At 61.5% G+C, this 23,405-nt stretch carries 23 protein-coding genes and 1 tRNA gene; 7 read left to right on the plus strand and 17 right to left on the minus strand.

The features are described from left to right. Positions 1 to 8: 8 nt before the first annotated feature. Positions 9 to 344 carry a hypothetical protein gene (locus tag M0D66_RS33180; RefSeq protein WP_200620207.1) on the minus strand — a complete coding sequence of 112 codons (336 nt, stop codon included), beginning with the start codon at positions 342 to 344 and terminating at the stop codon, positions 9 to 11. A 96-nt stretch (positions 345 to 440) separates the two neighbouring features. Continuing rightward, positions 441 to 1,193: a class I SAM-dependent methyltransferase gene (locus M0D66_RS33185; protein ID WP_266212591.1), complete on the minus strand. Its 753-nt coding sequence runs from the start codon at positions 1,191 to 1,193 to the stop codon at positions 441 to 443. A gap of 169 nt (positions 1,194 to 1,362) precedes the next feature. On the opposite strand from M0D66_RS33185, the gene M0D66_RS33190 reads away from it, so the two are divergent. From M0D66_RS33190 to M0D66_RS33210, 5 genes are all read left to right on the plus strand, one after another. Further along, positions 1,363 to 2,175 carry a helix-turn-helix transcriptional regulator gene (locus M0D66_RS33190; protein WP_093643881.1) on the plus strand — a complete coding sequence of 271 codons (813 nt, stop codon included), beginning with the start codon at positions 1,363 to 1,365 and terminating at the stop codon, positions 2,173 to 2,175. Positions 2,176 to 2,297: 122 nt separating this feature from the next. Then, positions 2,298 to 3,704: an argininosuccinate lyase gene (gene argH / locus M0D66_RS33195; protein WP_175052721.1), complete on the plus strand. Its 1,407-nt coding sequence runs from the start codon at positions 2,298 to 2,300 to the stop codon at positions 3,702 to 3,704. Between the two features lie 382 nt (positions 3,705 to 4,086). Then, the gene (locus tag M0D66_RS33200) at positions 4,087 to 4,638 is read left to right on the plus strand and encodes an energy transducer TonB (RefSeq protein ID WP_266212592.1); all 552 of its coding nucleotides are present in this window, start codon (positions 4,087 to 4,089) and stop codon (positions 4,636 to 4,638) included. A 245-nt stretch (positions 4,639 to 4,883) separates the two neighbouring features. Next, positions 4,884 to 6,191 carry an MFS transporter gene (locus M0D66_RS33205; RefSeq protein ID WP_266212593.1) on the plus strand — a complete coding sequence of 436 codons (1,308 nt, stop codon included), beginning with the start codon at positions 4,884 to 4,886 and terminating at the stop codon, positions 6,189 to 6,191. 98 nt (positions 6,192 to 6,289) lie between these two features. Continuing rightward, complete coding sequence (locus tag M0D66_RS33210; RefSeq protein WP_093643889.1) at positions 6,290 to 6,469, plus strand: hypothetical protein; 180 nt, start codon at positions 6,290 to 6,292, stop codon at positions 6,467 to 6,469. A gap of 155 nt (positions 6,470 to 6,624) precedes the next feature. Here M0D66_RS33210 and M0D66_RS33215 read toward each other — a convergent pair whose 3' ends face one another. Then, positions 6,625 to 6,762, minus strand: coding sequence for a hypothetical protein (locus tag M0D66_RS33215; protein WP_172737638.1), 138 nt, complete (start codon positions 6,760 to 6,762; stop codon positions 6,625 to 6,627). A 720-nt stretch (positions 6,763 to 7,482) separates the two neighbouring features. Beyond that, entirely contained in the window at positions 7,483 to 8,499 is a 1,017-nt protein-coding gene (waaC, locus tag M0D66_RS33220) for a lipopolysaccharide heptosyltransferase I (protein ID WP_266212594.1), read from the minus strand. A 212-nt stretch (positions 8,500 to 8,711) separates the two neighbouring features. Here waaC and M0D66_RS33225 point away from each other — a divergent pair, with 212 nt between their 5' ends. Then, positions 8,712 to 10,127, plus strand: coding sequence for a chloride channel protein (locus M0D66_RS33225; RefSeq protein ID WP_266212595.1), 1,416 nt, complete (start codon positions 8,712 to 8,714; stop codon positions 10,125 to 10,127). A gap of 233 nt (positions 10,128 to 10,360) precedes the next feature. Here M0D66_RS33225 and M0D66_RS33230 read toward each other — a convergent pair whose 3' ends face one another. The 11 genes from M0D66_RS33230 to M0D66_RS33280 form a co-directional block, all read right to left on the minus strand. Then, entirely contained in the window at positions 10,361 to 10,672 is a 312-nt protein-coding gene (locus M0D66_RS33230; protein WP_093643897.1) for a YXWGXW repeat-containing protein, read from the minus strand. Between the two features lie 290 nt (positions 10,673 to 10,962). Beyond that, positions 10,963 to 11,226 carry a cell division topological specificity factor MinE gene (minE, locus tag M0D66_RS33235; protein ID WP_054035076.1) on the minus strand — a complete coding sequence of 88 codons (264 nt, stop codon included), beginning with the start codon at positions 11,224 to 11,226 and terminating at the stop codon, positions 10,963 to 10,965. 14 nt (positions 11,227 to 11,240) lie between these two features. Continuing rightward, positions 11,241 to 12,056 carry a septum site-determining protein MinD gene (minD, locus tag M0D66_RS33240; RefSeq protein ID WP_054035077.1) on the minus strand — a complete coding sequence of 272 codons (816 nt, stop codon included), beginning with the start codon at positions 12,054 to 12,056 and terminating at the stop codon, positions 11,241 to 11,243. Positions 12,057 to 12,160: 104 nt separating this feature from the next. Then, on the minus strand, positions 12,161 to 12,994 hold the full coding sequence (gene minC, locus M0D66_RS33245; protein WP_211705785.1) for a septum site-determining protein MinC: 834 nt from the start codon (positions 12,992 to 12,994) through the stop codon (positions 12,161 to 12,163). A 208-nt stretch (positions 12,995 to 13,202) separates the two neighbouring features. Beyond that, the gene (locus tag M0D66_RS33250) at positions 13,203 to 13,736 is read right to left on the minus strand and encodes a GNAT family N-acetyltransferase (RefSeq protein WP_093643901.1); all 534 of its coding nucleotides are present in this window, start codon (positions 13,734 to 13,736) and stop codon (positions 13,203 to 13,205) included. Between the two features lie 185 nt (positions 13,737 to 13,921). Then, positions 13,922 to 14,707 carry a type I methionyl aminopeptidase gene (gene map / locus M0D66_RS33255; RefSeq protein WP_093643903.1) on the minus strand — a complete coding sequence of 262 codons (786 nt, stop codon included), beginning with the start codon at positions 14,705 to 14,707 and terminating at the stop codon, positions 13,922 to 13,924. A 111-nt stretch (positions 14,708 to 14,818) separates the two neighbouring features. After that, positions 14,819 to 16,030: a cyclopropane-fatty-acyl-phospholipid synthase family protein gene (locus M0D66_RS33260; protein ID WP_266212596.1), complete on the minus strand. Its 1,212-nt coding sequence runs from the start codon at positions 16,028 to 16,030 to the stop codon at positions 14,819 to 14,821. Positions 16,031 to 16,042: 12 nt separating this feature from the next. Next, complete coding sequence (locus tag M0D66_RS33265; protein ID WP_266212597.1) at positions 16,043 to 16,894, minus strand: DUF1365 domain-containing protein; 852 nt, start codon at positions 16,892 to 16,894, stop codon at positions 16,043 to 16,045. Then, positions 16,891 to 18,195: an NAD(P)/FAD-dependent oxidoreductase gene (locus M0D66_RS33270; protein WP_266212598.1), complete on the minus strand. Its 1,305-nt coding sequence runs from the start codon at positions 18,193 to 18,195 to the stop codon at positions 16,891 to 16,893. The genes M0D66_RS33265 and M0D66_RS33270 overlap by 4 nt, the downstream gene beginning before the upstream one ends. A gap of 242 nt (positions 18,196 to 18,437) precedes the next feature. After that, complete coding sequence (locus tag M0D66_RS33275) at positions 18,438 to 19,595, minus strand: transporter substrate-binding domain-containing protein (RefSeq protein ID WP_266212599.1); 1,158 nt, start codon at positions 19,593 to 19,595, stop codon at positions 18,438 to 18,440. Between the two features lie 42 nt (positions 19,596 to 19,637). Further along, on the minus strand, positions 19,638 to 20,396 hold the full coding sequence (locus M0D66_RS33280) for a hypothetical protein (RefSeq protein ID WP_093643920.1): 759 nt from the start codon (positions 20,394 to 20,396) through the stop codon (positions 19,638 to 19,640). A gap of 756 nt (positions 20,397 to 21,152) precedes the next feature. Here M0D66_RS33280 and M0D66_RS33285 point away from each other — a divergent pair. Next, the gene (locus M0D66_RS33285; protein ID WP_266212600.1) at positions 21,153 to 21,674 is read left to right on the plus strand and encodes a hypothetical protein; all 522 of its coding nucleotides are present in this window, start codon (positions 21,153 to 21,155) and stop codon (positions 21,672 to 21,674) included. Between the two features lie 73 nt (positions 21,675 to 21,747). On the opposite strand, the gene M0D66_RS33290 is transcribed toward M0D66_RS33285, so the two are convergent. Continuing rightward, positions 21,748 to 21,837: transfer RNA gene (locus tag M0D66_RS33290), tRNA-Ser, on the minus strand. Positions 21,838 to 21,998: 161 nt separating this feature from the next. Next, positions 21,999 to 23,294: a serine--tRNA ligase gene (gene serS, locus M0D66_RS33295; protein WP_200564354.1), complete on the minus strand. Its 1,296-nt coding sequence runs from the start codon at positions 23,292 to 23,294 to the stop codon at positions 21,999 to 22,001. Positions 23,295 to 23,405 lie beyond the last annotated feature (111 nt).

Genomic DNA, 23,405 nt, shown 5'->3' on the forward strand with positions numbered 1-23,405 from the left:
AACACGGATTATTTCGCCGTGTTCGGCTTTGGCATTTCTGAGACCGGAATGTTGAATTTGAGCGGAGGCTCGCGCCACGCCTGTGCCCGTTTTTCGCGCTCGTCGATCTCAGACTGGACACGCGCGTCGTGATCGCGCCGCGCCTCACGCGGCATGTTTGCCGCAGAACCGAGCGCTGTGCCGCCCATCATCGTCTCCGTTGAATAGGGAGAACCCATTGGATCGGACGACATTGTGCGGGGCAACGTGGTGCCACGATTACGGTAATAGTCCTGATAGTCAGCGGCGAACGCACTGAATGACAACAGAACGCCAGTCAATATAAAGAGAATAAAGCGCATCATAACTACGCTCCGGATTCCATAGCAATCCGAAGCGTAACATGCAGAAACCATCTCATTTTGTTGGGTTCAGTCAATGCGACGCGAGACGGCACAACCCTACTGCGCCGCGATCATCAGCGCGTCGAGCTTGAACGAGCCGTCTTCCTTTACGTCGAAATACTGACGCACCTCATCGGGCGAATTGCTCCACAGCGAGCGAATCGCCACCACGCGCGGCTCCGGCGTGCGCATGCGCGCCACCCACGAGCTGAACTCAATCTCAATGCGCCAACGCTCGCGAATCGATGCCGTGAAACCGGCCGCTTCGAACAATGCAATCCATTCGTCGGCGCGGTAATCGCGGATATGTGAGCCGTCGCGCAGCAACTCCACCGCCTGAATATGCGTGTCGAGCAGCGGATGATCGGCGCCGGCGATGTCGATGAACAGCACCTTGCCGCCCGGCTTCAGCACGCGACGCACTTCGGCCAAGGCAAGCGGCACGTCGTGCCAGTGATGCGCGCTCATCCGGCTGATGATCCAGTCGAACGAATGATCGTCGAACGGCAGCGTTTCGGCCGCACCCTGTTGCGTGCGGATGTTGGTCAGGCCGCGATCTTTGGCCGCGCCGTCGACGGTCGCCAGCATCTGCGGCGCGATGTCGTACGCGACCACTTCTTTCGCATGCGGCGCGACCGCGAAACTCGCGTGGCCTGCGCCGCAGCCCATATCGAGCACCTTCGCGTCCGGCGTCGCGGCGATCGATTCCGCCAGCGTCTGCAGATCGGCGCCGGTGGCATGCGTCTGACTCGTCAAATACGCGGCGGCGGTCGAGCCGAAGGCGTCGGCGACCTGATCGTGATGCTTCATGGGAGGCTCCGGTTATGTACGTGGGGGTTGCGCCGGGCTTGAGCCCGGGTCTCTCTGGACGGCGCTGCGTCGTTCCAGTCGTTACAATAGAGCCCGTCGTGTACCAGTACAAGTTAAGCAATTATTCTGGTATCAATAACACCACCCCGCCAAGCGCCGCCCGATCAGAATGACCACGCCGTCCTCCGCCGACAATCCGCCGCCGCTCGAAGCCACGCCCGCGCGTGCACTTGGCGACTTCATCCGTGCGCATCGCGAACGGCTCTCGCCGCAAGCGCTCGGTCTGCCGCCGGGCCCGCGCCGCCGCACACCCGGCTTGCGCCGCGAGGAAGTCGCACAGCTGTGCGGCGTCAGCCCGACCTGGTACACGTGGATCGAACAGGGCCGCCCCGTCTCCGCTTCCGCCGATGCGCTGGCGCGGATCGCCGTCGCGCTACAACTGTCGCGCGCCGAGCGGGCGTATCTGTTCGAACTGGCCGCGCAGCGCGACCCGGCCGAGCCTGATCCGGCCGCCGCCGACGCGCCCGCCACCCTGCTCGAAACCGTACAACTCGTGAACGCACCGGCCTACGTGCTCGACCGGCAGTGGAATGCGCTCGCCTGGAACGAACGCGCCGCCGATCTGTTCGTAGGCTGGCTGGACGGCACGCACGACCGCAATCTGCTGCGCTACACCTTCACCGAACCGGCCGCGCGCGAGTTGATCGTCGACTGGGAAACGCGCGCACGGCGCCTCGCCGCCGAATTCCGCGCCGACTCGATCCGCCATCTGAACGACGCCCCCACCCGCGGGCTGATCGACTCGCTCACCGCCGCCAGCGACGCGTTCGCCCGTTTCTGGGCGTCGCAGGACGTCGGCGGCCGCGAAGGCGGCAGGCGCGAATTCAACCATCCGCGCGACGGCCGCCTCGTCTACGACCAGATCACGTTCAAGCCCGCTCATCGCGAGGATCTGAAGCTGGTGGTGCTGGTGCGGGAATAGCCCAGTGTTAAAATCCCTGTCTTTCGCTCGTTTCGATGGCGCCTGCACCGTCCGCAAACGCCGTCAGCCTTCTTCACCGCTCGCTCAACTGCCGCTCAACTGCCGCTTAACTGCCCAACACCATGACGTCCCAACTGCACAAAAAAGGCGAAGCCTGGTCGGCTCGCTTCTCGGAGCCGATGTCGGAGCTCGTCAAACGCTACACGTCGTCGGTTTTCTTCGACAAGCGTCTGGCGCTCGTCGATATCGAAGGGTCGCTCGCGCACGCCTCGATGCTGGCCGCGCAGAAGATCATCGCCGCCGACGACCTCGCCGCGATCCAACGCGGCATGGCGCAGATCAAGGGCGAGATTGAGCGAGGCGAGTTCGAGTGGCAACTCGATCTGGAAGACGTCCACCTGAACATCGAAGCGCGCCTGACCGCGCTGATCGGCGACGCCGGCAAGCGCCTGCACACGGGCCGCTCGCGTAACGACCAGGTGGCGACGGATATCCGCCTGTGGCTGCGCGGCGAAATCGACCGCATCGGCGGCCTGCTGACGGAATTGCGCACGGCCCTGCTCGACATGGCGGAGAAGAACGCGTCGACCATCATGCCGGGCTTCACGCACCTGCAAGTCGCGCAGCCGGTCACGTTCGGCCATCACCTGCTCGCCTACGTCGAAATGTTTTCGCGCGACGCCGAACGCATGGTCGATTGCCGCAAGCGCGTGAATCGCCTGCCGCTCGGCGCAGCTGCTCTCGCCGGCACCAGCTATCCGATCGACCGTCATGCCGTGGCGAAAACGCTCGGCTTCGACGGCATCTGCGCGAACTCGCTGGACGCGGTGTCCGATCGTGACTTCGCGATCGAGTTCACGGCAGCGTCGGCATTGATCATGACGCACGTGTCGCGCTTCTCGGAAGAACTCGTGCTGTGGATGAGCCCGCGCGTCGGCTTCATCGATCTGGCCGACCGTTTCTGCACCGGTTCGTCGATCATGCCGCAGAAGAAGAACCCGGACGTGCCTGAACTCGCGCGCGGCAAGACGGGCCGCGTGAACGGCCATCTGATCGCGCTACTCACGTTGATGAAGGGCCAGCCGCTCGCGTACAACAAGGACAATCAGGAAGACAAGGAACCGCTGTTCGACACCGTTGATACGGTCGCGGACACGCTGCGCATCTTCGCAGAAATGGTCGCCGGCATCTCGGTGAAGCCGCAAGCCATGCGCGACGCCGCATTGCAAGGTTTCTCCACGGCAACCGATCTCGCCGACTACCTCGTCAAGCGCGGCCTGCCGTTCCGCGACGCGCACGAAGCGGTGGCGCTGGCAGTTCGCGTGTGTGCCGATCGCGGCTGCGATCTGGCCGACCTGACGCTGGAAGAAATGCGTAAGGAACTACCGAACGTCGCGCATCTGATCGGCGAAGACGTGTTCTCGTATCTGACGCTCGAAGGTTCGGTGGCGAGCCGCAACCATCCGGGCGGTACCGCGCCTGAGCAAGTGCTCGCGGCGGTCAAGGCTGCGCGGGAAGCGTTGAAGTAAGGTAAGGCCCGGCGCGCACGTGCGCGTCGAGCCAATGCGTGCATGACGGCTTGCATTGGCATCACCGCAAGCACGAAGCAGCATGAAAACAAAAGGCGAACTCACCAACGAGTTCGCCTTTTTATTTTCGCGGCTGGATTGATTGCGCGAAGCGTCGCGCAAAAAAGAAAGCCCGCGCGAAGCGGGCTAAATGAAAGACTTCCACCGATGCCTCTCGAAAGAGGCCATCGAAGTGTAGGCGTGTTTTGGCCGAAGAGAAATCCGGCCATATTTCAGCCTATTACAAGCGGTCGAATCGTAAAGGAGCGGGTCAACGACAATTGCATCCTGGCGTTTTTTGACTACCATCAAGTTAGATCCTGTCACAGTGCTTACCTCGACGATGTCCACCTGCACACGTCACCTTCCCCGCTTGACTGGACGCTTCGCTTCACGCGTGAGCGCATCCTTTTCGCCTGCGCATCGCGCGGCTTCCGCGTTGACAACGGCTTCGCTTTTGGCGCTCGCAGCACTCGCGGGCTGCACGATCACGCCACCTGATCGCCCGCTTGTCATCACGCCGCCGGCGGCCGTCAACAGTGCGACGCTCGACCAGTACCGCAGCGCGGTCGCGCAACGCATCGTCGAACGCAGCCCTTCCTATGTGTTGCGCGGCACGCCGCAAGCGATGCTGCGCTCGCTGGTGGTGGTGTCGTTCACGGTGGATCGCGATGGCCGGGTGCTGCAGTCGTCGGTGTATCGCACCAATGGCGACGACGAAGCCGAAAGCACCGCGCTCGCCTCCTTGCGGCGCGCCTCGCCGCTGCCGCAACCGCCCGGCAAATTGCTCAACGGCCATGGCCAGCTCGAACTGTTCGAAGACTGGCTGTTCAACGACAACGGCAAATTCCAGCTGCGCGAATTCGCCTCGCCGCAAGCGCAGACCATCGACTGAACGCAACGCCTCCCCCCTCACCTGCCTGTTCCCCCGGCATGGCCGCTTTCGCGCGCGAGCGTTGACGGCTGACGGCTGGCGTCCGCCGTTGTAAGCTGTCGCTTCATCGTCCGTGCCGAAGAAGGCTTCAACCGCCAGCAAGACGCGCGATGCGCACGAACTTAAACAAAGATGCCGCCTGACCACGCGCCGCCCGCCCATCGAAGTACGGCGCCCGACGGCATCACGACATAAGGAGACCCTGCATGTCCACTTCGCCGATTTCCGCGGCCCAGCCCAATGCGGCCGGGCAGACCAGCAGCGCGCGGATCATCTTCGCGAGCTTTATCGGCACCGCGATCGAGTTCTACGATTTCTATGTCTATGCGACCGCTGCGGCGCTCGTCATCGGACCGGTGTTTTTCCCGCATGGCTCGGCGACCGCCCAGGCGTTGTCGGCTTTCGTTACCTTCGGTATCGCCTTCGTCGCGCGGCCGATCGGCTCGTTCCTGTTCGGCCACTTCGGCGACCGGATCGGCCGTAAATCGACGCTGGTGGCTTCGCTGCTGGTGATGGGTGTGTCGACCACGCTGATCGGTTTCGTGCCCGGCTACGACTCGATCGGCAGCCTCGCGCCGATCCTGCTGTGCGTGCTGCGCTTCGGCCAGGGTATCGGCCTTGGCGGCGAATGGGGCGGCGCGGCGCTGCTCGCCACCGAGAACGCGCCGGCCGGCAAACGCGGCTGGTTCGGGATGTTCCCGCAACTGGGACCGTCGATCGGTTTTCTGGCATCCAACGGTCTGTTCTTCGCGTTGGCCTTGTCTTTGAGCGACGAGCAATTCCGCAGCTGGGGCTGGCGCGTGCCGTTCCTCGTCAGCGCGGTGCTGGTCGCGCTCGGCTTGTATGTGCGCTTGAAGATCGCCGAAACGCCGGCCTTCCAGGCGGCCATCGAACGCAAGGAACGCGTGAAGGTGCCAATCGCCACGCTGTTTTCGCAGCACGGGCTGCCGACCCTGCTCGGCGCGCTGGCAATGGTGGTCTGCTACACGCTGTTCTACAACGCCACGACGTTTTCGCTGTCGTACGGCGTGTCGGTCCTGCATATTCCGCGGCCGACGTTCCTCGGCATGCTGTGCATCGCGGTCGTGTTCATGGCGCTCGCCACGCCGCTGTCGGCCTGGGCGAGCGATCGTTATGGCCGCAAGCCGGTGCTGATCGTCGGCATCATCGCTGCGATCCTCTCCGGCTTCACGATGGCGCCGTTGCTCGGCAGTGGTCAGACGCCGCTGGTGCTGCTGTTCCTCGTGATCGAACTGTTCCTGATGGGCGTGACCTTCGCACCGATGGGCGCGCTGCTGCCGGAGCTGTTTCCGACCAACGTGCGTTATACCGGCGCAGGCGTGTCGTATAACCTCGGCGGGATTCTCGGTGCGTCAGTCGCACCGTATATCGCGCAGGTGCTGGCCGCGCACGGCGGGCTGCCATGGGTAGGTGCTTACGTTTCGATTGCGGCGGCCGTCAGCATGATCGGTGTGCTGTGCATGCGCGAAACCCGCGATTCGCAGCTGGTGTAATCAGGGTAAAGACGCGCTGGTAAATCCCCTGCCTTGCGCGTCTTTTTGACTTGCCTATACTCGATTCCAATAACCCTAAGGCAAGCAGGGAGGCTCTGATGAGTATTCATCTTCACAACGCGGACATCGTGATGATCATCGCGCTGGCATTGCTATGCTCGCTGCTGCTGGCTTTGCGCTTTCGTCCCGCGACGTGGAAAGGCATTGTCGTGGAAGCATTGGCCGCGAACGCGGCTGCCATCACTGCGGTGATCGCTTTCGAAATGCTGCTCGCCTGAGCGGGCGAAAGCCGCGATACCCGGTTGGGCGCGGCTGACGAAAGCGGTCTGACCTGATCCGAAGAAGCGGTTGAGCGGCTGCCCGTGCCTATGCAGGCAAGCGGCAGCCGTCAGCGCCTCGCGCTGCGTTCAAGCCGAACGCGCGCCGCTAGCCATTACCGGTAGTAGTACCCGCCGTGATGGTAATAGCCTCCGCCACCGTAGTAATACCCAGGCGCCGGTGCAACGATGCAGCCGCCGAGCGCCGTTGCGAGTAGTGTGCCGGCGATCAGGGTCAGGACTAAGCGTTTCATATTGTTCTCCTTCGAGTCAGATTCATTCGAGCCGAAACCCCGAATGACTCGATTGAACACGACCCTGCCTCGCGCGAACGTTGCGATTTGTAAGGGAAAATCACTGAGGTGTTACACCTTCGGACCCCGAAACCCACGGCACCCGAAGCGCGACGACGACAGACACACATCAGACAAAAACACCGCCTATACTGCTTTGAACATGTACAAACCGCGCAAGTCCTGCCCGTGGCGGGTGCGCGAGTCGGGGCGCCGATCATAGGCATTGGGTACGCGTTTCCATGCGCCATGGCTGAGCCAATAGCCACGCAAAAGCGCGCACGTGTAGCCAATTAGGCACTCAACGAAAAGCGACAGATTTAACAGGTATGTAATGCGCGGCGCTTATTCAAACGCTGCGAGCGGCCGCGAGTAGCCACCGGCGAGACGCCAATGAGCGGCACACGAATCTGCCGGCGCACGCACGGCATGTCTTGATGAATGCGCCATTGAACTCGACCGCCGGCCGGCGGTCTCTGTAGAACTGAGTCGGCTACTCGACGTCGCCGCTCAGCGCTTGAGTCAGTTTGTTCATTGCAGTGATTCCTCTCCGCCCGTAGTTCCCCGACGCGGGCGTTTTTCGGAGGCGTTCCGTGGCAGCGCTCGTTTGATTGGGCGACTGCGCGTCGCGCCTCTTTTCTTTTAGCCAAACGATTGCGCGAAAGCGCTGCAAAGCTGCGCTCAGGCTGCGGCCGATCCGTGCTGCATGGCTGCGACGCGTGGCTCGCTGTGTACGTCGCCATGCACGTAATCGATCGCCTCCAGTGCCTCGGCGATCGACGGCACTGAGTGGCCGTCGCCGATCGAAATCGAGCGGAACGGCGCCTGGATGCCGAAATGCGATGGCGAAGTCGCCACAAAAATCATGACCGTGCGCTTCTGCAAGCCATGCGCCACGTGAACGAAACCCGTATCGGTACCGACTACCAGCGCGCACGCGTCGATCATCTGCGCGATTTCGGTCACGTTCAGCTTCGGCAGGACGGTCGAGCCCGGCACCTGCGACGCAATCTGCTCCGCCTCCGTGCGCTCGCGTTCCGAGCCCCACGGCAGCACCACGTGAAAACCGCGCTGCGCCAACTCGCGGCCGACTGCGACCCAATGGGGCACCGGCCACTTCTTGTCGTCTTTGGAGGTGGCGTGAAACAGCGCCGCGACCGGCCTGCCGTCAGCCGCGAACAGTGCGGTGGCCGGCTCGGGCAGACGCAGATTGTAGACAGGCGGGCCTTCAACCTCATAGCCCAGCGCCTCGCTCGCGCTGATGCGCATGCCATGCCACGCATCGCACTGCGGACGCGGGCCGAAACGCCCCGTATAAGCAAATGCGGCGCCCCGTTCGCCCAGATCCTTGGACTGGTAGCCAATACGCTTCGACGAACGCGCCAGAAACGCGATGATCGCGCTCTTGTACACGCCGTGAATGTCGATGATGAAGTCGTAGCGGTAGGCGCGCAATTCGGCGATCGACGCCCAGATTGCCTTGAAATCGCCCCAGCTACGCGCCTTCTTGAAGCGTCGCAACGGTGCGCAAAGCACGCGGTCCACACTCTGGCTCCAATGCACCACTTCGGCGAATGCTTCGTCGGCCGCCCAGTCGACTTCTACGCCGGGATACGCGCGTTTGATATCGGCGACGACTGGCAACGCCTCCACAATATCGCCGAGCGAAGTGACCTTGACGATAAGGACTCGCTTCATTGAGGACCTATTAATTGTTCGAACATCAAAACATTTTAGCTGACGATTGGAATAACCATCGCCGAACGCTCCAGTGCGCCGTCCCGGCATTAATACAGGGCGTTACACTGCGCACCTTACGAACAGCCCTTTTACTACATTTCAAAAAACTTTCATACGGTTGAAGCGATAGGGCGCGCTTTATAATTCACCCTTTGCGCCAGCACATCCTCATGTCCCGGGCATTTCCTCCCCTCTCTTCCGGCATCGTGCGTCGCGCGAGACGCCTGTGGCGTCAATACGGCATCTTCTGGCTCGGCGCGATCGCGGTCGGCCTCGTGGCGGTGCTGTACGCCAGGCTGATCGATTGGGGCTACGGCGAATTCCGCACCATGCAGCAGCACCACGTGTGGGCGCCGCTGATCGTCACGCCCGCGGTCGCGGCGCTCGCGGTCTGGCTCACGCGCACGTTCTTCCGCGGCGCCGAAGGCAGCGGCATTCCACAAGTCATCGCCACCCTGCATGCCAAGCCCGGCGAATACGGCACACGGCTGTTGTCGTTCCGGATCCTGGTCGGCAAGATCGCGGTGTCGTTTCTGGCGATTCTCGGCGGCTTTACGATCGGGCGCGAAGGGCCGACCGTGCAGGTCGGCGCAGCGCTGATGTTCAATCTGCGACGGCTGTATCCACGCTCGAACGCGCAGATCGAACGGCAGTTGGTGCTGGCGGGCGCGGCGGCGGGTTTGTCCGCGGCGTTCAATACGCCGCTGGCGGGGATCGTGTTCGCGATCGAGGAACTCACGCGCAGCTTCGAGGCCCGCGCGAGCGGCGTGCTGATTACGGCAATCATCATCGCCGGGGTGATCGCGCTGGGGCTGAACGGCAACTACACCTATTTCGGCACCATCCAGATCGGCGCGCACTTCCCCGATCTGCTGGCGGTGGCCGTCGTGCTCACGGCAATCGTCACCGGTATTGCGGGCGGCGTGTTCGGCTGGCTGCTGCTGAACACCGCGCGCTGGATTCCGGCGCCGCTGCGTCAGTTGCACGGCGAGCGGCCGGTCGCGTTCGCCGCGTTGTGCGGTTTCGTGATCGCGGTAGTCGGCCTCATCTCCGGCGGCACGACCTTCGGCAGCGGCTATGCGGAAGCGCGTGGCCTGCTCGACGGGCACGAGCACTTGTCCCTGTTCTATCCGTTTCTGAAGATGATCTCGATGGTCGGCTCGTACCTGCCGGGCATTCCGGGCGGCATCTTCGCACCGTCGCTGTCGATCGGCGCGGGCTTCGGCAATCTGCTGCACATGGTGTTCGGCTCGATGCAATTGCCGATGCTGATCGCCCTCGCGATGGTCGGCTATCTGGCCGCCGTCACGCAATCACCGATTACGTCGTTCGTGATCGTGATGGAGATGATCGATGGTCATGCGCTGGTGATTTCGCTGATGGCCACCGCGTTGATCGCAAGCCGCGTGGCGCGTCTCTTCGCTCCACCGCTGTATGAATCGCTGGCTCAGCGCTATATGGCGCCGCTACCGCAGCCGGCACCCGCGCCGGTGCCGGAAGTCCCCGAAGTCGACGTGCCCGAACCAGCGGCCGTCGATGAGATCACGGGTGAGGCGCCTGCTGAAGACGGCGCCCCGCGTCAGTAAACAACAACCGCCGGCGCGCGCATATAAACCGGCCGTGCCGGCACTACGACGCAACCGGCCAGCATGACCGCCAGAACGGCGATCAGAAACAGATTCTTTTTCATCACGTGTTCCTCAGAAACACGGGCATGCGCTACGCCGGACGCACGAGCGGCGCCTGTGTCGTCAAACTGGAGGGAGCGGCACGAGCGGTGTCGATTCCGCTGTGCCGCACGCGGTTGTTGCCGGTGGACTTACGCCCAGTGGCCTTGGACCCAGCGATAGTTCGGACCGTGTTCGACCCAGTGGCCCGGCACCCAGTGGTAGCCGACGCGCTCGGCCTGCCAGTGGCCCGCGTCCCACACATAGCGGCCGTGATCCCAACGCCAATGACCGTGATCCCACACGTAGCCGACACGCGGTGCCGGCACGGCTTCATAACGCACGGCCGGCGGTGCGGACGGCGCGATCACGACGACTTCCTCGGCCGAAGCGGAGGCCACAGCAGATGCACCAGCAGCGATCAGAACAGCGTTAGCGATCAGCAAGCGAAAGGTCTTGTTCATGTTTTCCCTCTTTGGATGGACACCGAATGCGGCGTTATCCGTTTAATGCGCGAGGGGACGAAAGCGCTGACTGTGGGCGTGTAACGGCACACTCCGAAGTGCAACGGATTATTTCGCCGCGCGGAAAGCACGTGTGAGAAGACCTGTGCGAGCGCACATGAACACAGAATTAGCGGGGACGACGGCGAGAAAAACGGCGGAGGAGAAACGGCGGGAGGAGACAACAACACCGCTTACGCGCCCCACCTCGTCACGTCACATCGACGGAACGAAACAGAGCGCGCAACACGTTACGCGGAACCCACCTGCGGTATTTCGATCTTGACCTCGAGCACTTCGAGATCGTCCTGACGTTCCAGGCTCACACGAATATCGTCATCGGAGATTTTCACGTACTTTGAAATCACGGCCACCAGTTCGCGTTGCAACGCAGGCAGATAATCGGCAGGCGCATGGCCGCCGGCGCGCTCATGCGCGATGATCAACTGCAGGCGTTCCTTCGCTACCGACGCGGATTTCTTCTTCTCGCCCAGCAAAAACGAAAGAATCGACATTACGTGCGCTCCCCTTACTTGGTGCCGAAGAGGCGCTGCAGCAGCCCTGGCTTCTGGTAATCGGTAAAGCGAAGCGATTTCTGCTCGCCGAGGAAACGCGACACGACATCTTTATAGGCTTCAGCGACGTCGGTACCGTCGAGGTGCACAGCCGGCAGCCCCTGGTTCGACGCATGCAGCACCGCTTCCGATTCCGGAATCACGCCGATCAGATCGATGCGCAGAATTTCCTGGATGTCGGTCAGCGACAGCATTTCGCCTTCGCTCACGCGCTTCGGGTTGTAGCGGGTGATCAGCAGGTGTTCCTTGATCGGCTCCTTGCTTTCGATTGCGCGCTTGGTCTTCGACGACAGAATGCCGAGGATACGGTCCGAGTCACGGACCGAGGAGACTTCGGGATTGGTCACGATCAGCGCTTCGTCGGCGAAGTGCATGGCGAGCAGCGCGCCCGATTCGATACCCGCCGGCGAATCGCAGACGATGTATTCGAAGTCCATCGCGATCAGGTCGTTGATGATCTTCTCGACGCCTTCCAGCGTCAGCGCGTCCTTGTCACGCGTCTGCGAGGCCGGCAGGATGAACAGGTTCTCGCACTTCTTGTCCTTGATCAGCGCCTGGTTCAGGTTGGCTTCGCCCTGGATCACGTTGATCAGGTCGTACACCACACGGCGCTCGCAGCCCATGATGAGGTCGAGGTTACGCAGGCCGACGTCGAAGTCGATCACGGCGGTTTTGCTGCCACGCAATGCGAGGGCCGATGCAAAACTCGCGCTCGTGGTCGTCTTGCCCACGCCACCCTTGCCCGAAGTCACCACAATGATTTTTGCCATTACCCTTACCTTGTGTTCGTCAAATTCATCAATTATGTGCGGCCATATTTGCCGTAAAGCGCCGCGTGCCGTGTACGTTCAGGGCAGCGCGCGCCTCACGCCGATCAGGTGAGCCGCAACGGTTCGATCATCAGTTTTTCTTCTTCGAGCCAGATCTGCACCGGCTTGCCGAGCACGTCGGCCGGCAGCGGGTTCTCGGTCGTACGATAGATGCCCGCGATCGAGATGAGTTCCGGCTCGAGACACGTGCAGAAAATGCGCGCGTCGTGATTGCCCTGCACGCCGGCCAACGCCCGGCCGCGCAGCGGCGCGTAAATATGGATGTTGCCTTCCGCGATCACTTCCGCGCCGTAGCTCACCAGACCGAGTACGACCAGATCGCCCTTTGCGTAGATGCGCTGGCCCGAGCGCAACGGCTTGTCGACCACCATGGTTTGCGACGAGGTGGCAAGGCGCACGGGTTCGGCGGCCGGCGCGGGGTCGACCGCGGCGGCCGTAGCCGGCGTGCCCTCTACCGCCGAAAACAGATCGGCCGGCGGCGTGGCCGTTGCTGCGGTGGCAGCCGGTGCCGTAGCGGGCACATTGGCGACTTCTTCGTCAGCGGATTTAGCGGACGCGCCGCGACGGTCGCGCGCTTCGAGCAAGGGCAGCGCGGATTCCGCCGCCCACGCCTGCTGCGCATTGGCCACCACGCCGACCGGGCGCATGCGCACGCTGTCGAGCAGTTGCGCGATGTCGGCGAGCGGCACGCGTTCGGTCTCGGCGAGCCGGCGCACGTCGATCGCGACGACGTCGTTAGCGAAAAATTCGGGGGTCGCCTCGAAGCGCCGGGTCAGTTCGGCACGCATCGCGTCGAGGTCGGTTGTCTTGACCACGAACAGGAGCGTGTCGACAGAGCCGCTGCGGAGTTCGAAAAAGGGCGATTTCTTGGGCGACATAGCGTTCGGCAAAAAATTTTGCGTATTTTACAGGCGTCCAGGCGGGGAGCGAGTTTTTTTGCCGACAGAACGCAGCACGGCGGCCTGAATACCCATGACGTAGCCACGTCTCGGCCATACAGGCCGCGTCCAGGCCGGTCATTTGGCCATGAACGCTGTAGCGACGCGGATGGGATGTGAGCGGCAGGCTGACGCGCCGCTCGCGAGATCACTGCTGAAATACCTGCGATGTGGTCGGCACGTGCCGCACCAGCAGGCTTTCTGCCTGCTCGGGCGCACGCGCGACGCGGCGATGCTCGCCGGTGGGACCGAAGCCGAGCGCCTCGTAAAAGCGCATCGCATTGCGGTTGGCGTCGGCGACCCACGCGTAGATTTCCATGGCGCCTTCGCCGGCGAGCCAGGCGCTGGCGGTGTCGACCAGCAACTCGCCGCCTCGCAGATGACGCACGGCCGGCGCCACCCACAACTCGCAGACGAACGCGCGGCGCGCCTCGGAGTCGTCGAAATAGGCTTCGATGAGTCCTGCCGGATGGCCCTCGGTATAGAGGATGAAACTGGTGAAGATAAACGAAACAGCGTGTTCAGCAGCGGTGGCGTCGAAGGTGGCGGCATCCGCCGACAACGCGTCCTCTAGCGTCTCGCCGAAGGCATAGGGTGCCTCCCGCAGCGACGCAGTACGGAGTTCGCGGAAAACAGCGCCCTGATCAGCGGCGATACGGCGAACGGTCAATGACGGACTCATGCAGACGAAAACCCCTTGAAACCCTAAGGCATAGCTTTAACCGAACCGGCGCGCGAGTCAAATCCTTATTTGCCGGATCGAACTGCAGCGGCGGTTCCTGGTGCAGGCGCCGCGCGCCCGCTGCGCAGCAATTCGCACGCCCACCGTCCGGATAGCCGGTTCGTCAGGCGCGCTGGTCACTGCGTTCAAGGCGCTTCGTAATTGCCGGTGCCGTCCGGCCATGGCGTCAGCAGCTCGTAGCCCTCTTCGGTCACGGCGATCATATGCTCCCATTGCGCCGACAGCGAACGGTCTTTGGTGACCACGGTCCAGCCGTCACGCTGCACCGCGGTGCTGGCGCGGCCCGCGTTGATCATCGGTTCGATCGTGAAGACCATACCCGGCTTCAGACGCACGCCCTGCCCCGGCTGACCGTAGTGCAGCACTTGCGGGTCTTCGTGATAAACCTTGCCGATGCCATGCCCACAATAGTCGCGCACGATCGAGAAACCGTCGCGCTGCGCGATCTTCTGGATCGCGTAGCCGACGTCGCCGAGCGTGGCGCCTGGCTTGACCTCGCGAATGCCGGCCAGCATCGCTTCATAGGTCGTGTCGATCAGTTGGCGCGCCACCGTGCTCGGCTGGCCGACGCAATACATGCGGCTCGTGTCGCCGAAATAGCCGTCTTTGATGATCGCGACGTCGATATTGATGATGTCGCCGTCTTTCAGGATTTCGCTGCGGTTGGGAATGCCGTGGCACACCACCTGGTTGACGGACGTGCAAACCGTCTTCGGAAAACCCAAATAGCCAACATTTGCCGGAATCGACTTTTGTGTGTTGACAATGTAGTCGTTGCACAGTGCGTCGAGCTCGTCGGTGGAGACACCGGCCTTGACGTGCTCGCCGATCATCGCCAGCACGTCGGCCGCGAGGCGGCCGGAAATGCGCAGCTTGGCGATGTCGTCAGGAGTCTTGTAGGTAATGGCCATGAATTCGGTGGGGCTGAAACGATGTTGACGATCGGCCAATTGTACAGAGGATCGCCGGAGGGCCTCCGCGAGCCGGGTCCGCTCACCGAATTCGCCGCGAGCGCACGCATATCAATCCGCCGAGGTGAGCACGAATTGCATCACGTCCGTGCGCGCTTCATCGAAGCCGGCTTCGCAGTAGGCCAGATACAGCCGCCACGTCCGCACGAAAATCTCATCGAAGCCTTGCGTGTGGATCGTATCGAGTTGCGCTTCGAACGCGCTGCGCCAGCGGCGCAGGGTCTCGGCGTAGTCGTGTCCGAATGCCAACGACGTACGTGCCGTGAGCTTGCCACGCCGCGCCGCTTCGATGAAACGCTGCGGACTCGGCAACATGCCGCCCGGAAAAATGAATTCGCGGATGAAGTCGCTGGTCGCGCGATAGGCGGCGAAGTGTGAATCGTCGATCGTGATGGTTTGCACAAGCGCGCGTGCGCCGGGCAGGAGACGCTCGCGCAAGATGCGGAAATACGTCGGCCAAAATTTTTCGCCGACGGCTTCGAACATTTCGATCGATACGATGCTGTCATACTGGCCCGTCAGCGTGCGGTAGTCGCGTAGTTCAAGATGCACCTGATCACTCAGGCCTGCTTCGCTCACACGCTTTTGGGCGAATTCAAGCTGCGCCTGCGAGATCGTGATGCCGTACACGTGGATTCCCTGGCGCGCCGCGTGCATCGCAAAACCGCCCCACCCGCAGCCGATTTCCAGAATGCGCATGCCTTCGCGCAAACCGAGCGTATCGATGATGCGTTGATACTTCGCATGTTGTGCGGCTTCGAGCGATTGGTAGAAATTGCCATCGAACATAGCGCTCGAATAGGTGAACGTCGGATCCAGCCACTGCGCGTAGAACGCATTGCCGATATCGTAGTGCGCGTGAATATTGCGCTGGCTGCCCGCACGCGTATTGGGCCTGAGCTTATGACGCAGCCCGTACCAGAGTTGCGCGAGCCAGCCGCCGTAGACCGTGCGTTGCAGCGCGCGCTCGTTGCGAATCGCGACGCGCAGCAAGGCGGCCAGATCAGGCGTGTCCACCCAGAACGTGCGCCATGCGTCGGCGAAACCGATGTCGCCTTTGCGCAGAATCGCGCCGCACGCACGCCAGTCGCGCAGCTCCAGACGCGCGCCCGGTGCCGCATGCGGATCGCCGAACACGCGCTGCTGACCGTCGGGCGTGATCAGCACCAGATGCCCAACCTGAATCCGTTCGAGCAGAGAGAGAAATAGACGGCCTGACGCGGGGATGGTTCGGTGCTCGCTTAGGGTTCTTGAAAGCGCCATGGCTGAGTCTCCTCAATCGGACGAAATGGGGCGCGCAGCGACGGATGGTTGGCCGGCTGCGGCGTGGTCGGTGGGTGCGTCAGCGGTGCGGCTCGGCGCAGGATGTTTGCCGTAGAACGGCGCTTTCTTGATGACGAGGCGCAACGCCTGCCAATGAATTCGTACGACGACGCCGACGGTCAGCAACGGCTGACTGAGCAGCGCGGCAAGCGCTGTCGAGCGCGTCAAGGGTTTTAATCGGCCACCCAGCGCGGTGCGGATCAGCAAACCGTCAGCGTCGTGGTAGTCGATCGAGACCGACGCGCTGCTTGGCGTCTCTCTCACACGAAATTCGTAGGTCCCCTCGACGCGACAAAACGGCGACACGTGTAGCACTTTTCGCCATTTCAGTTCCGTTTCAGCTGTGATCGGCGCGTTGCCCACAGCGCTCAGCAGATAGCTGTGACGATCACCAAAGGTGTTGCGCACCTCAGCCAGCAGCGCGCGCAGATGACCATCGATATCGTGGCAAAACCAGAAACTGACCGGATTGAACGCATAACCGAACACACGCGGAAACGCTTGCAGCCAGATCTTGCCGTCCGCTGCTTCAATACCCGCCGCCGATAGTTGCGCGCGCATCCATGTGGCGAGATCGCTACCGTCGCGTGGACCGTGATCGCGTTGGTGCAAGCTGAGCGGCCGCCAGCGATCGACGCCAAACCACCTGCTATCGAGCGACGCAAGACGATCCAGATCGCAGCGCACGCAAAACACCGGGTACGTGAAGCGATGATGCTTCGGCCGCAGACGCTCGTGCATCACCTGCCCCGTCAAAAGCCAGGCAGCCGGATCAACGTTGGCTTCGACGCGAGCGGGATTCATAGCTTGGCCCACGCCGGCGACGCGCCGAAATCGGCGGCCACGCGCAGTGCCGACTTCAGACCGTCCTCGTGAAAACCATAGCCCGTCCATGCGCCCGCGAACCAGGTACGGCGCTTGCCTTGCACCGACTGCAGACGGTGTTGCGCATCGATAGCGGCCAGATCGAACAACGGATGGTCGTAGACGAAGCGGCGCAACTCGGTGCCCGGCGCCGGCTGCGTCACCGGATTGAGCGTGACGACGAGCGGCGTTCTGAACGGCAGCGGCTGCAGTTGATTGACCAGATAACTGACGCACACCGGATGCGTGCCGTCGACCGCGCGGTTCCCCAGATAATTCCACGCCGACCACACACGCTGACGACGCGGCAGCAGGTTCGTATCTGTATGCAGCACCGCGACGTTCGACTGGTAACGCACGGCGCTTAGCACGCTGCGCTCGTCCTGATCGGCGTCGTTTGCCAGCAGACGCAGCGAGGTCGGCGCGTGGGTGGTGAGCACCAGCGCGTCGAAGCGTTCCGTGCCCCTATCCGTGAAGACATCGACGCCGTCTGCATCGCGTCGCACACCTTTGACTGCGGTACCGATGCGCACGTCGTCGAGCGTGTCGACGATACGCCGTACATATTCGCGCCCTCCTCCGACCACCGTTTTCCACTGCGGCCGGCGGTTCACCTGAAGCAACGCATGGTTCAGACAAAAGCGCAGGAACGTGGTGGCCGGGAACGCGAGAATGTCTGCAGTCGCGCTCGACCAGATCGCCGCGGCCATCGGCAGCAGGTAGTGACGCTGGAACGCGCCGCCATAACCTCCGGCCGTCAGCAGTTCACCCATGGATGCGCGCGTTTCCATCGCGAGATCGAGATTGCTTTGCGCACTGCTGTTGAAACGCATGATGTCGCGCAGCATGCCGATGAAGGTCGGCGAGAACAGGTTGCGACGTTGCGCGAACACGGTGTTCAGGCTGGTGCCGGCCCATTCAAGGCGGCCTTCGTCGAGCGAGACCGAGAAGGTCATTTCACTCGGGTGCGACTCGACGCCCAGTTCGGCGAACAGCGCGATCAGGTTCGGATAGGTGCGGTCGTTGAAAACCAGGAAGCCCGTGTCGACGGGATGCGTGTGGCCCTCGAGCGTGACGTCCACGGTGTTGGTGTGACCACCCGCGTAGCCTGCCGACTCAAACAGCGTGACCTGATGGTTGCGCGCCAGCAGATAGGCGCTGGCCAAACCCGAGATACCGGCGCCGATAACCGCGACCCGCGAGCCGCGCGGTAATGGTGAGGTCGGTGCGGAATGGGTCATGGGCGCGTCTCCTGGTTTCAGGGGCGCGCGGTCGGTTAGTTGGGTATGGCGGGGTTGCGCGTCCTTGAGGGGATTTACGCAGCGGGGGTTGAAACGGATGCAAATCTGGCGGATTTTGGGCGGCAGACACGGGCACGCAACCCGGCGAGACAGAGCTAGCCGGCGTGCGGCGTGCTCACATTGGCAATCGGGGAGAGTTGTTCATGCCGGGCCGCGAAGGCCCGGCAGAAAAATCTACCGCGTCAGCGCACCGGAATGATCAGGTGCTGACCGATAAGGATGAGGTTGGGGTTCGGCAGGTTATTGCGCTTCTGCACTTCAACAAATCGCGCTCCGCTTCCCAGTTGGCTCGCGGCAATGGCGTTCAGCGTGTCGCCCGAGCGGACCACGTAGGTCTTCTCGCCGCCGGTCGCAGCGGTGGTGAGCACCTGGTCGCTGATGAAGTATTTACGCAACAGGTCCAGATAGGCCGGCGACTGCTTGACCTTCGCGATCGCGGAGTTCAGGTAGATCAGCAGCGCGCTGTCTTCCTTGCGTACGCCGATTTTGTACGCGAGGTTGGAGCCGTCCAGCTTCGTGACAGCGAAGGTCAGGTCAGTGCCCTTGATTTCCGATACGCCGAACGGATAGTCGTAGACGATGGCGTCGACCTGATGCTCGTCCAGGAAGTGCGACATCCACGACCGCTGACCTTCGATGCTCGCATCCGACAGCTCGACGATCTTGCTATTCGGGAACGCTTTCTGGACATACGCTTTCACGTCCGGATCGCCCTGCAGCACGCCGACCGTTTTGCCCGCCAGATCGGAGGCAGAGCGGACCGGCGAACCCTTGGCGACGATCAACGAATAGCCGAAGTCCTCGACGTAGGGAATCGAATAGACGACGCCGCTCGGAGTGTTGTCAGGGAACGTCAGGCCGTCCATGGCGACGTCGACGACCGCGTTGCCCTGCTTGTCGGTTTTCGTCAGTTGATCGGGGACTGCCGGATAGGTGTCCACGCCGTGGTGCGTGTCGACGGCGATGGTCGGATGGTCGCCCGAGGTGAACTCTTTCTGGGCGAACAGCAGATTGGCGAAGTCGACGTTGAAGCCTTGCGGCTTGCCGTTGTCTTCCGAGTAAAACGGCCGCGATGGATTTTCGACGCTGACGCGTACAACACCGTTGCTCAAGATCGACTTCAGCGTGTCCTTGTTGGGCACGAAACCGTCCGGATTGCTTGGGGCTGGCGTTTTGACGTCGGCGCTGCTGGGGTTGCCTGTGTCGACACCATTCACCGCAACGGTATCTTTGTCGGCACTCTGGCTGCTGTTAAGCGGATTTTTCAGGCCGCCTTCGTGGATATACCAACCGGCAGCGAGCAAGATCAGGAAAAGAACCGAACCCAGAATTTTCTTCATTATTTTTTGATCGAGTTGAGTAGTCGAGCGGTGCGCGCCAGATTATTTGGGCGCCGCGGGCGAGCCGAGTTGCTGGGCGGGCTGACTGATAGCGCCGATCTCGGTAGCGGCCTTGGCTTGCTGCACTTCCGCGCTTTCCATCAGCGACGTTTCCATTTCGGAAAATGCTTTATTGACCGAGTTCATGACGGAGTCGAGCGCGGCGTCGGTTTTGATTTGCGCGAACGTGTCGCTCGATTGCATGCCGGCGATCTTGTTCATGCGTTGCGCGGATTGCGACATGTCCCACAGCGCTTTGGCCCGGTCGATCGCGTCGGAGAATCGTTTGAGTTCGTCCTGAACCTGCTTATAGCGCCCTTCGCGAAACGCGAGCAATTTTCTCATCGTCGCGAGTTGAGTCTCGAAACGAGCCGCGTCTTCGGGATACTGTTTTTTGAACTGCGCGGTTTTATCTTCGAAGTTTTTCACTTCTGTGCGGAAATCCGTGATGCTCTTCTTGAACCGCTCGGCCCCTTCCTGCTTTTCGGCCAGTTCGTTGTAGAGCGTCTCGATCGGGTTCGACTTTGCTTCGTTCACGAACATCTTGACCTTCTGGTTCGCGAACTTCATGGCGAGAACGGGACCGAAGTTGATCGCCGCAAGCCCGATCACCGCCGCGAGGATCAGGCCGACCAGGCCTTTGACCAGCAGGATGGCGAGCGGCGCGCCGATGGCGATGCACAGCCCGATAATCGACCACTTGATGACTTTGTATTTCGTGCTGCTTTTGGTCGTGTCAACGACCGAATTGCCGACTGACATGTGAATCCCCTTTTGAAGCCTGTTTTACAAAACTGGTCTTGCAAACTGTTCGGGACATCGTTGTGGCTATGTGTTTGGCGTCTGTGTTTTTGGACTCGACGCGAAAACGCTGTATGACTTTACAGGCACTCAGGCGACTCGGGAAGTGCCACTTCTTTTTCACCATAATTCGACGGGTCACGAACGCGAATCGGCCGAGTGGGCAATGGCTGCGCATGTCGAATTCAGGCGGAAATAATTTATGACAAACAAGCATCGGATTATTTTCTAATTGCTTTCAATTTGTGCGTCCGCGGTAAGTGAATTCTTTCTTGCGACCCGAGAACGTACATGTCCATTATGTGAATCGCATAAATTCGGTGCTGTGCTCATTTTTTTGCATCGTTTTGGACGGAGCAAAGTTGGGTGGTGAAGAAGGCCTCGCAGCGCAATCAAACGGGCAATGCGGGGGGCGCAACGATCAAATGATCCCCTGGCCAGCGACAGCCGGGATAAAGAGAACGAATGACGATCGATTCAAATTAACGTTTCATATCCAAAGTGTTCAAGGTGCCGGCGTGGCTGGCTCGCGCGCCAGGCCGTACTGTGCCCCTCATCAATCTCCGGAGCACGGTGATGCTGCATACATTGCTAGCCAGACGCGAAGGGCTGACTACAATGTATTGATAAAAGCGAGATTGCAGGGGCGGTCGGCGGTCAATTCAGGCATAGCGGTCAGTAGCGTGACGTTTCAATTCCTTCATTGGAGGCACGGTCATGACCTGCCTGAACGAAAGGATTGTCGGCGCAATATTCCTTGTTCTGAACGGATATGCGTTCGCGGGTGGCCTTGCCACCGACCTGCCCGAAGCGATGACCGTTGCGAACATCGCGCCTCTGCCCGAGACGGTTGTTCCACCCATTCCGGAACCGCAACGGTATTTGCACCGCTATGAAATGGAATATCAGTCGGACCAGGGAAAGCCGTTTTACGCGCAAGTCGATAATTTCTATAGCACGCAGGCGATCCGCGAATTCCGATTTGGCGCTGGGAGCGTTGCGACGCCAGCGCCTGAGGCGGCACCACAGCAGACGTCGAGTTATCTCAATCTGGGGCCGTCGTTGGCGCCGCAACTCTCGATAGCCCAGTTGCCGAACACGACTTTAACGCTCGGTGCACAACCGCAGCGAAGGCTGTCGTTGACTGTCAACGATTGGGTCTTTTCTGGAACTGCGCGTGTGGCAGTTTTCCATTCGCATGATACGGGTGCGACGCTTTCTGTTTGGCATGGCTTCTGAGCCGGGCACGCGATTCGAACGACCCAAAAGCAAAACCCCCGCTGAACTTTCGTTCAGCGGGGGTTTTTAAATTTGGCGGAAAGGGTGAGATTCGAACTCACGGTACCCCTAAAGGTACACTGGATTTCGAGTCCAGCGCATTCGACCACTCTGCCACCTTTCCGGGTCTTCCAACTCACAGCAACTACGCTATTTCGTCAGATCCAAGCGGGTCGTTGCTTGGGAGAGAAAGATTATAGAACAGCTGAATCCGATTTCCAAGCCCCTCGGCCAAAAAATTTCAAAGGGACTTGGCAATCGGCAGCGGCCTCAGCCCGGCGCCAATCAAGCCGCCGGCACTTCCAGCCGTTCCACCCCACCGAGGTAAGGACGCAGCGCCACCGGCACCGTCACCGAACCATCCGCGTTCTGGAAATTCTCCAGCACTGCCACGAGCGTGCGGCCAACCGCCAGACCCGAACCGTTCAGCGTATGCACCAGCTCCGGCTTGCCCTGCGCATTGCGGAAGCGCGCCTGCATCCGGCGAGCCTGGAACGACTCCGTGTTCGAGCAGCTCGAGATCTCGCGATACGTATTCTGCGCAGGCACCCACACCTCCAGGTCATACGTCTTGGCTGCCGAGAAGCCCATGTCGCCCGTGCACAGCGTAATCACGCGGTACGGCAGCTCAAGCTTCTGCAAAATCGCCTCAGCATGGCCGACCATCTGCTCCAGCGCGTCATACGACGTTTCCGGCGCGACGATCTGCACCATCTCGACCTTGTCGAACTGATGCTGACGGATCAGCCCTCGCGTGTCGCGGCCATACGAACCCGCTTCCGAGCGGAAGCACGGCGAATGCGCGGTCAGCTTGATCGGCAACGTGTCCGCTTCGACGATGCTGTCGCGCACCGTGTTCGTCAGCGAAATTTCCGAAGTCGAAATCAGATATTGCGTGACCGTGTTCTCGTCACCGCCCTTCTCGACGCGGAACATGTCGTCGGCGAATTTCGGCAGTTGGCCGGTGCCGTACAGAATCTCCGGATTCACGATATACGGCGTGTACACCTCGGTATAGCCGTGATGCAGCGTGTGCGTGTCGATCATGAACTGCGCCAGCGCGCGATGCAGCCGAGCAATCTGTCCACGCAGCAACGTGAAACGCGCGCCCGACAGTTTCGCGCCGGTCTCGAAATCGAGGCCTAGCGGCGTACCGACGTCGACGTGATCCTTCACCTCGAAATCGAACTGGCGCGGCGTGCCCCAGCGGCGCACTTCGACGTTCTCCGTTTCGTCCTTGCCTGCGGGCACGCTTTCGTGCGCCAGGTTCGGCACGCCGAGCAGCAGGTCGGACAAACGCTTCTGGATATCGTCGAGCTTGGCCGCCGACGCCTTCATCTCGTCGCCAATCCCGCCCACTTCGGCCATCAGCGCCGACGTATCCTCGCCCCGCCCTTTCATCCCGCCGATCTGCTTCGACAGGGTGTTGCGGCGCGCCTGCATCTCTTCGGTACGGGTCTGGGTGTCGCGGCGTTCCGCTTCGAGGGCGGCAAAGGCCGCCACGTCGAGGGTATAGCCGCGGTCGGCGAGGCGTTTGGCGACGCCGTCGAGGTCTTTGCGCAGCAGCTGGATGTCGAGCATGGGATGGGGCAGGTGTTCGTTGTATGAAGCAGCGATTTTAGCGCACCGGCGCGGGCGGCCGGTGCGTTAGATGGTCAAGGCGTGCGGAATGGCGACACGGCATCTGCAACG

Source organism: Paraburkholderia sp. SECH2, assembly GCF_030464795.1.
Classification (GTDB): Bacteria; Pseudomonadota; Gammaproteobacteria; order Burkholderiales; family Burkholderiaceae; genus Paraburkholderia; species Paraburkholderia aspalathi.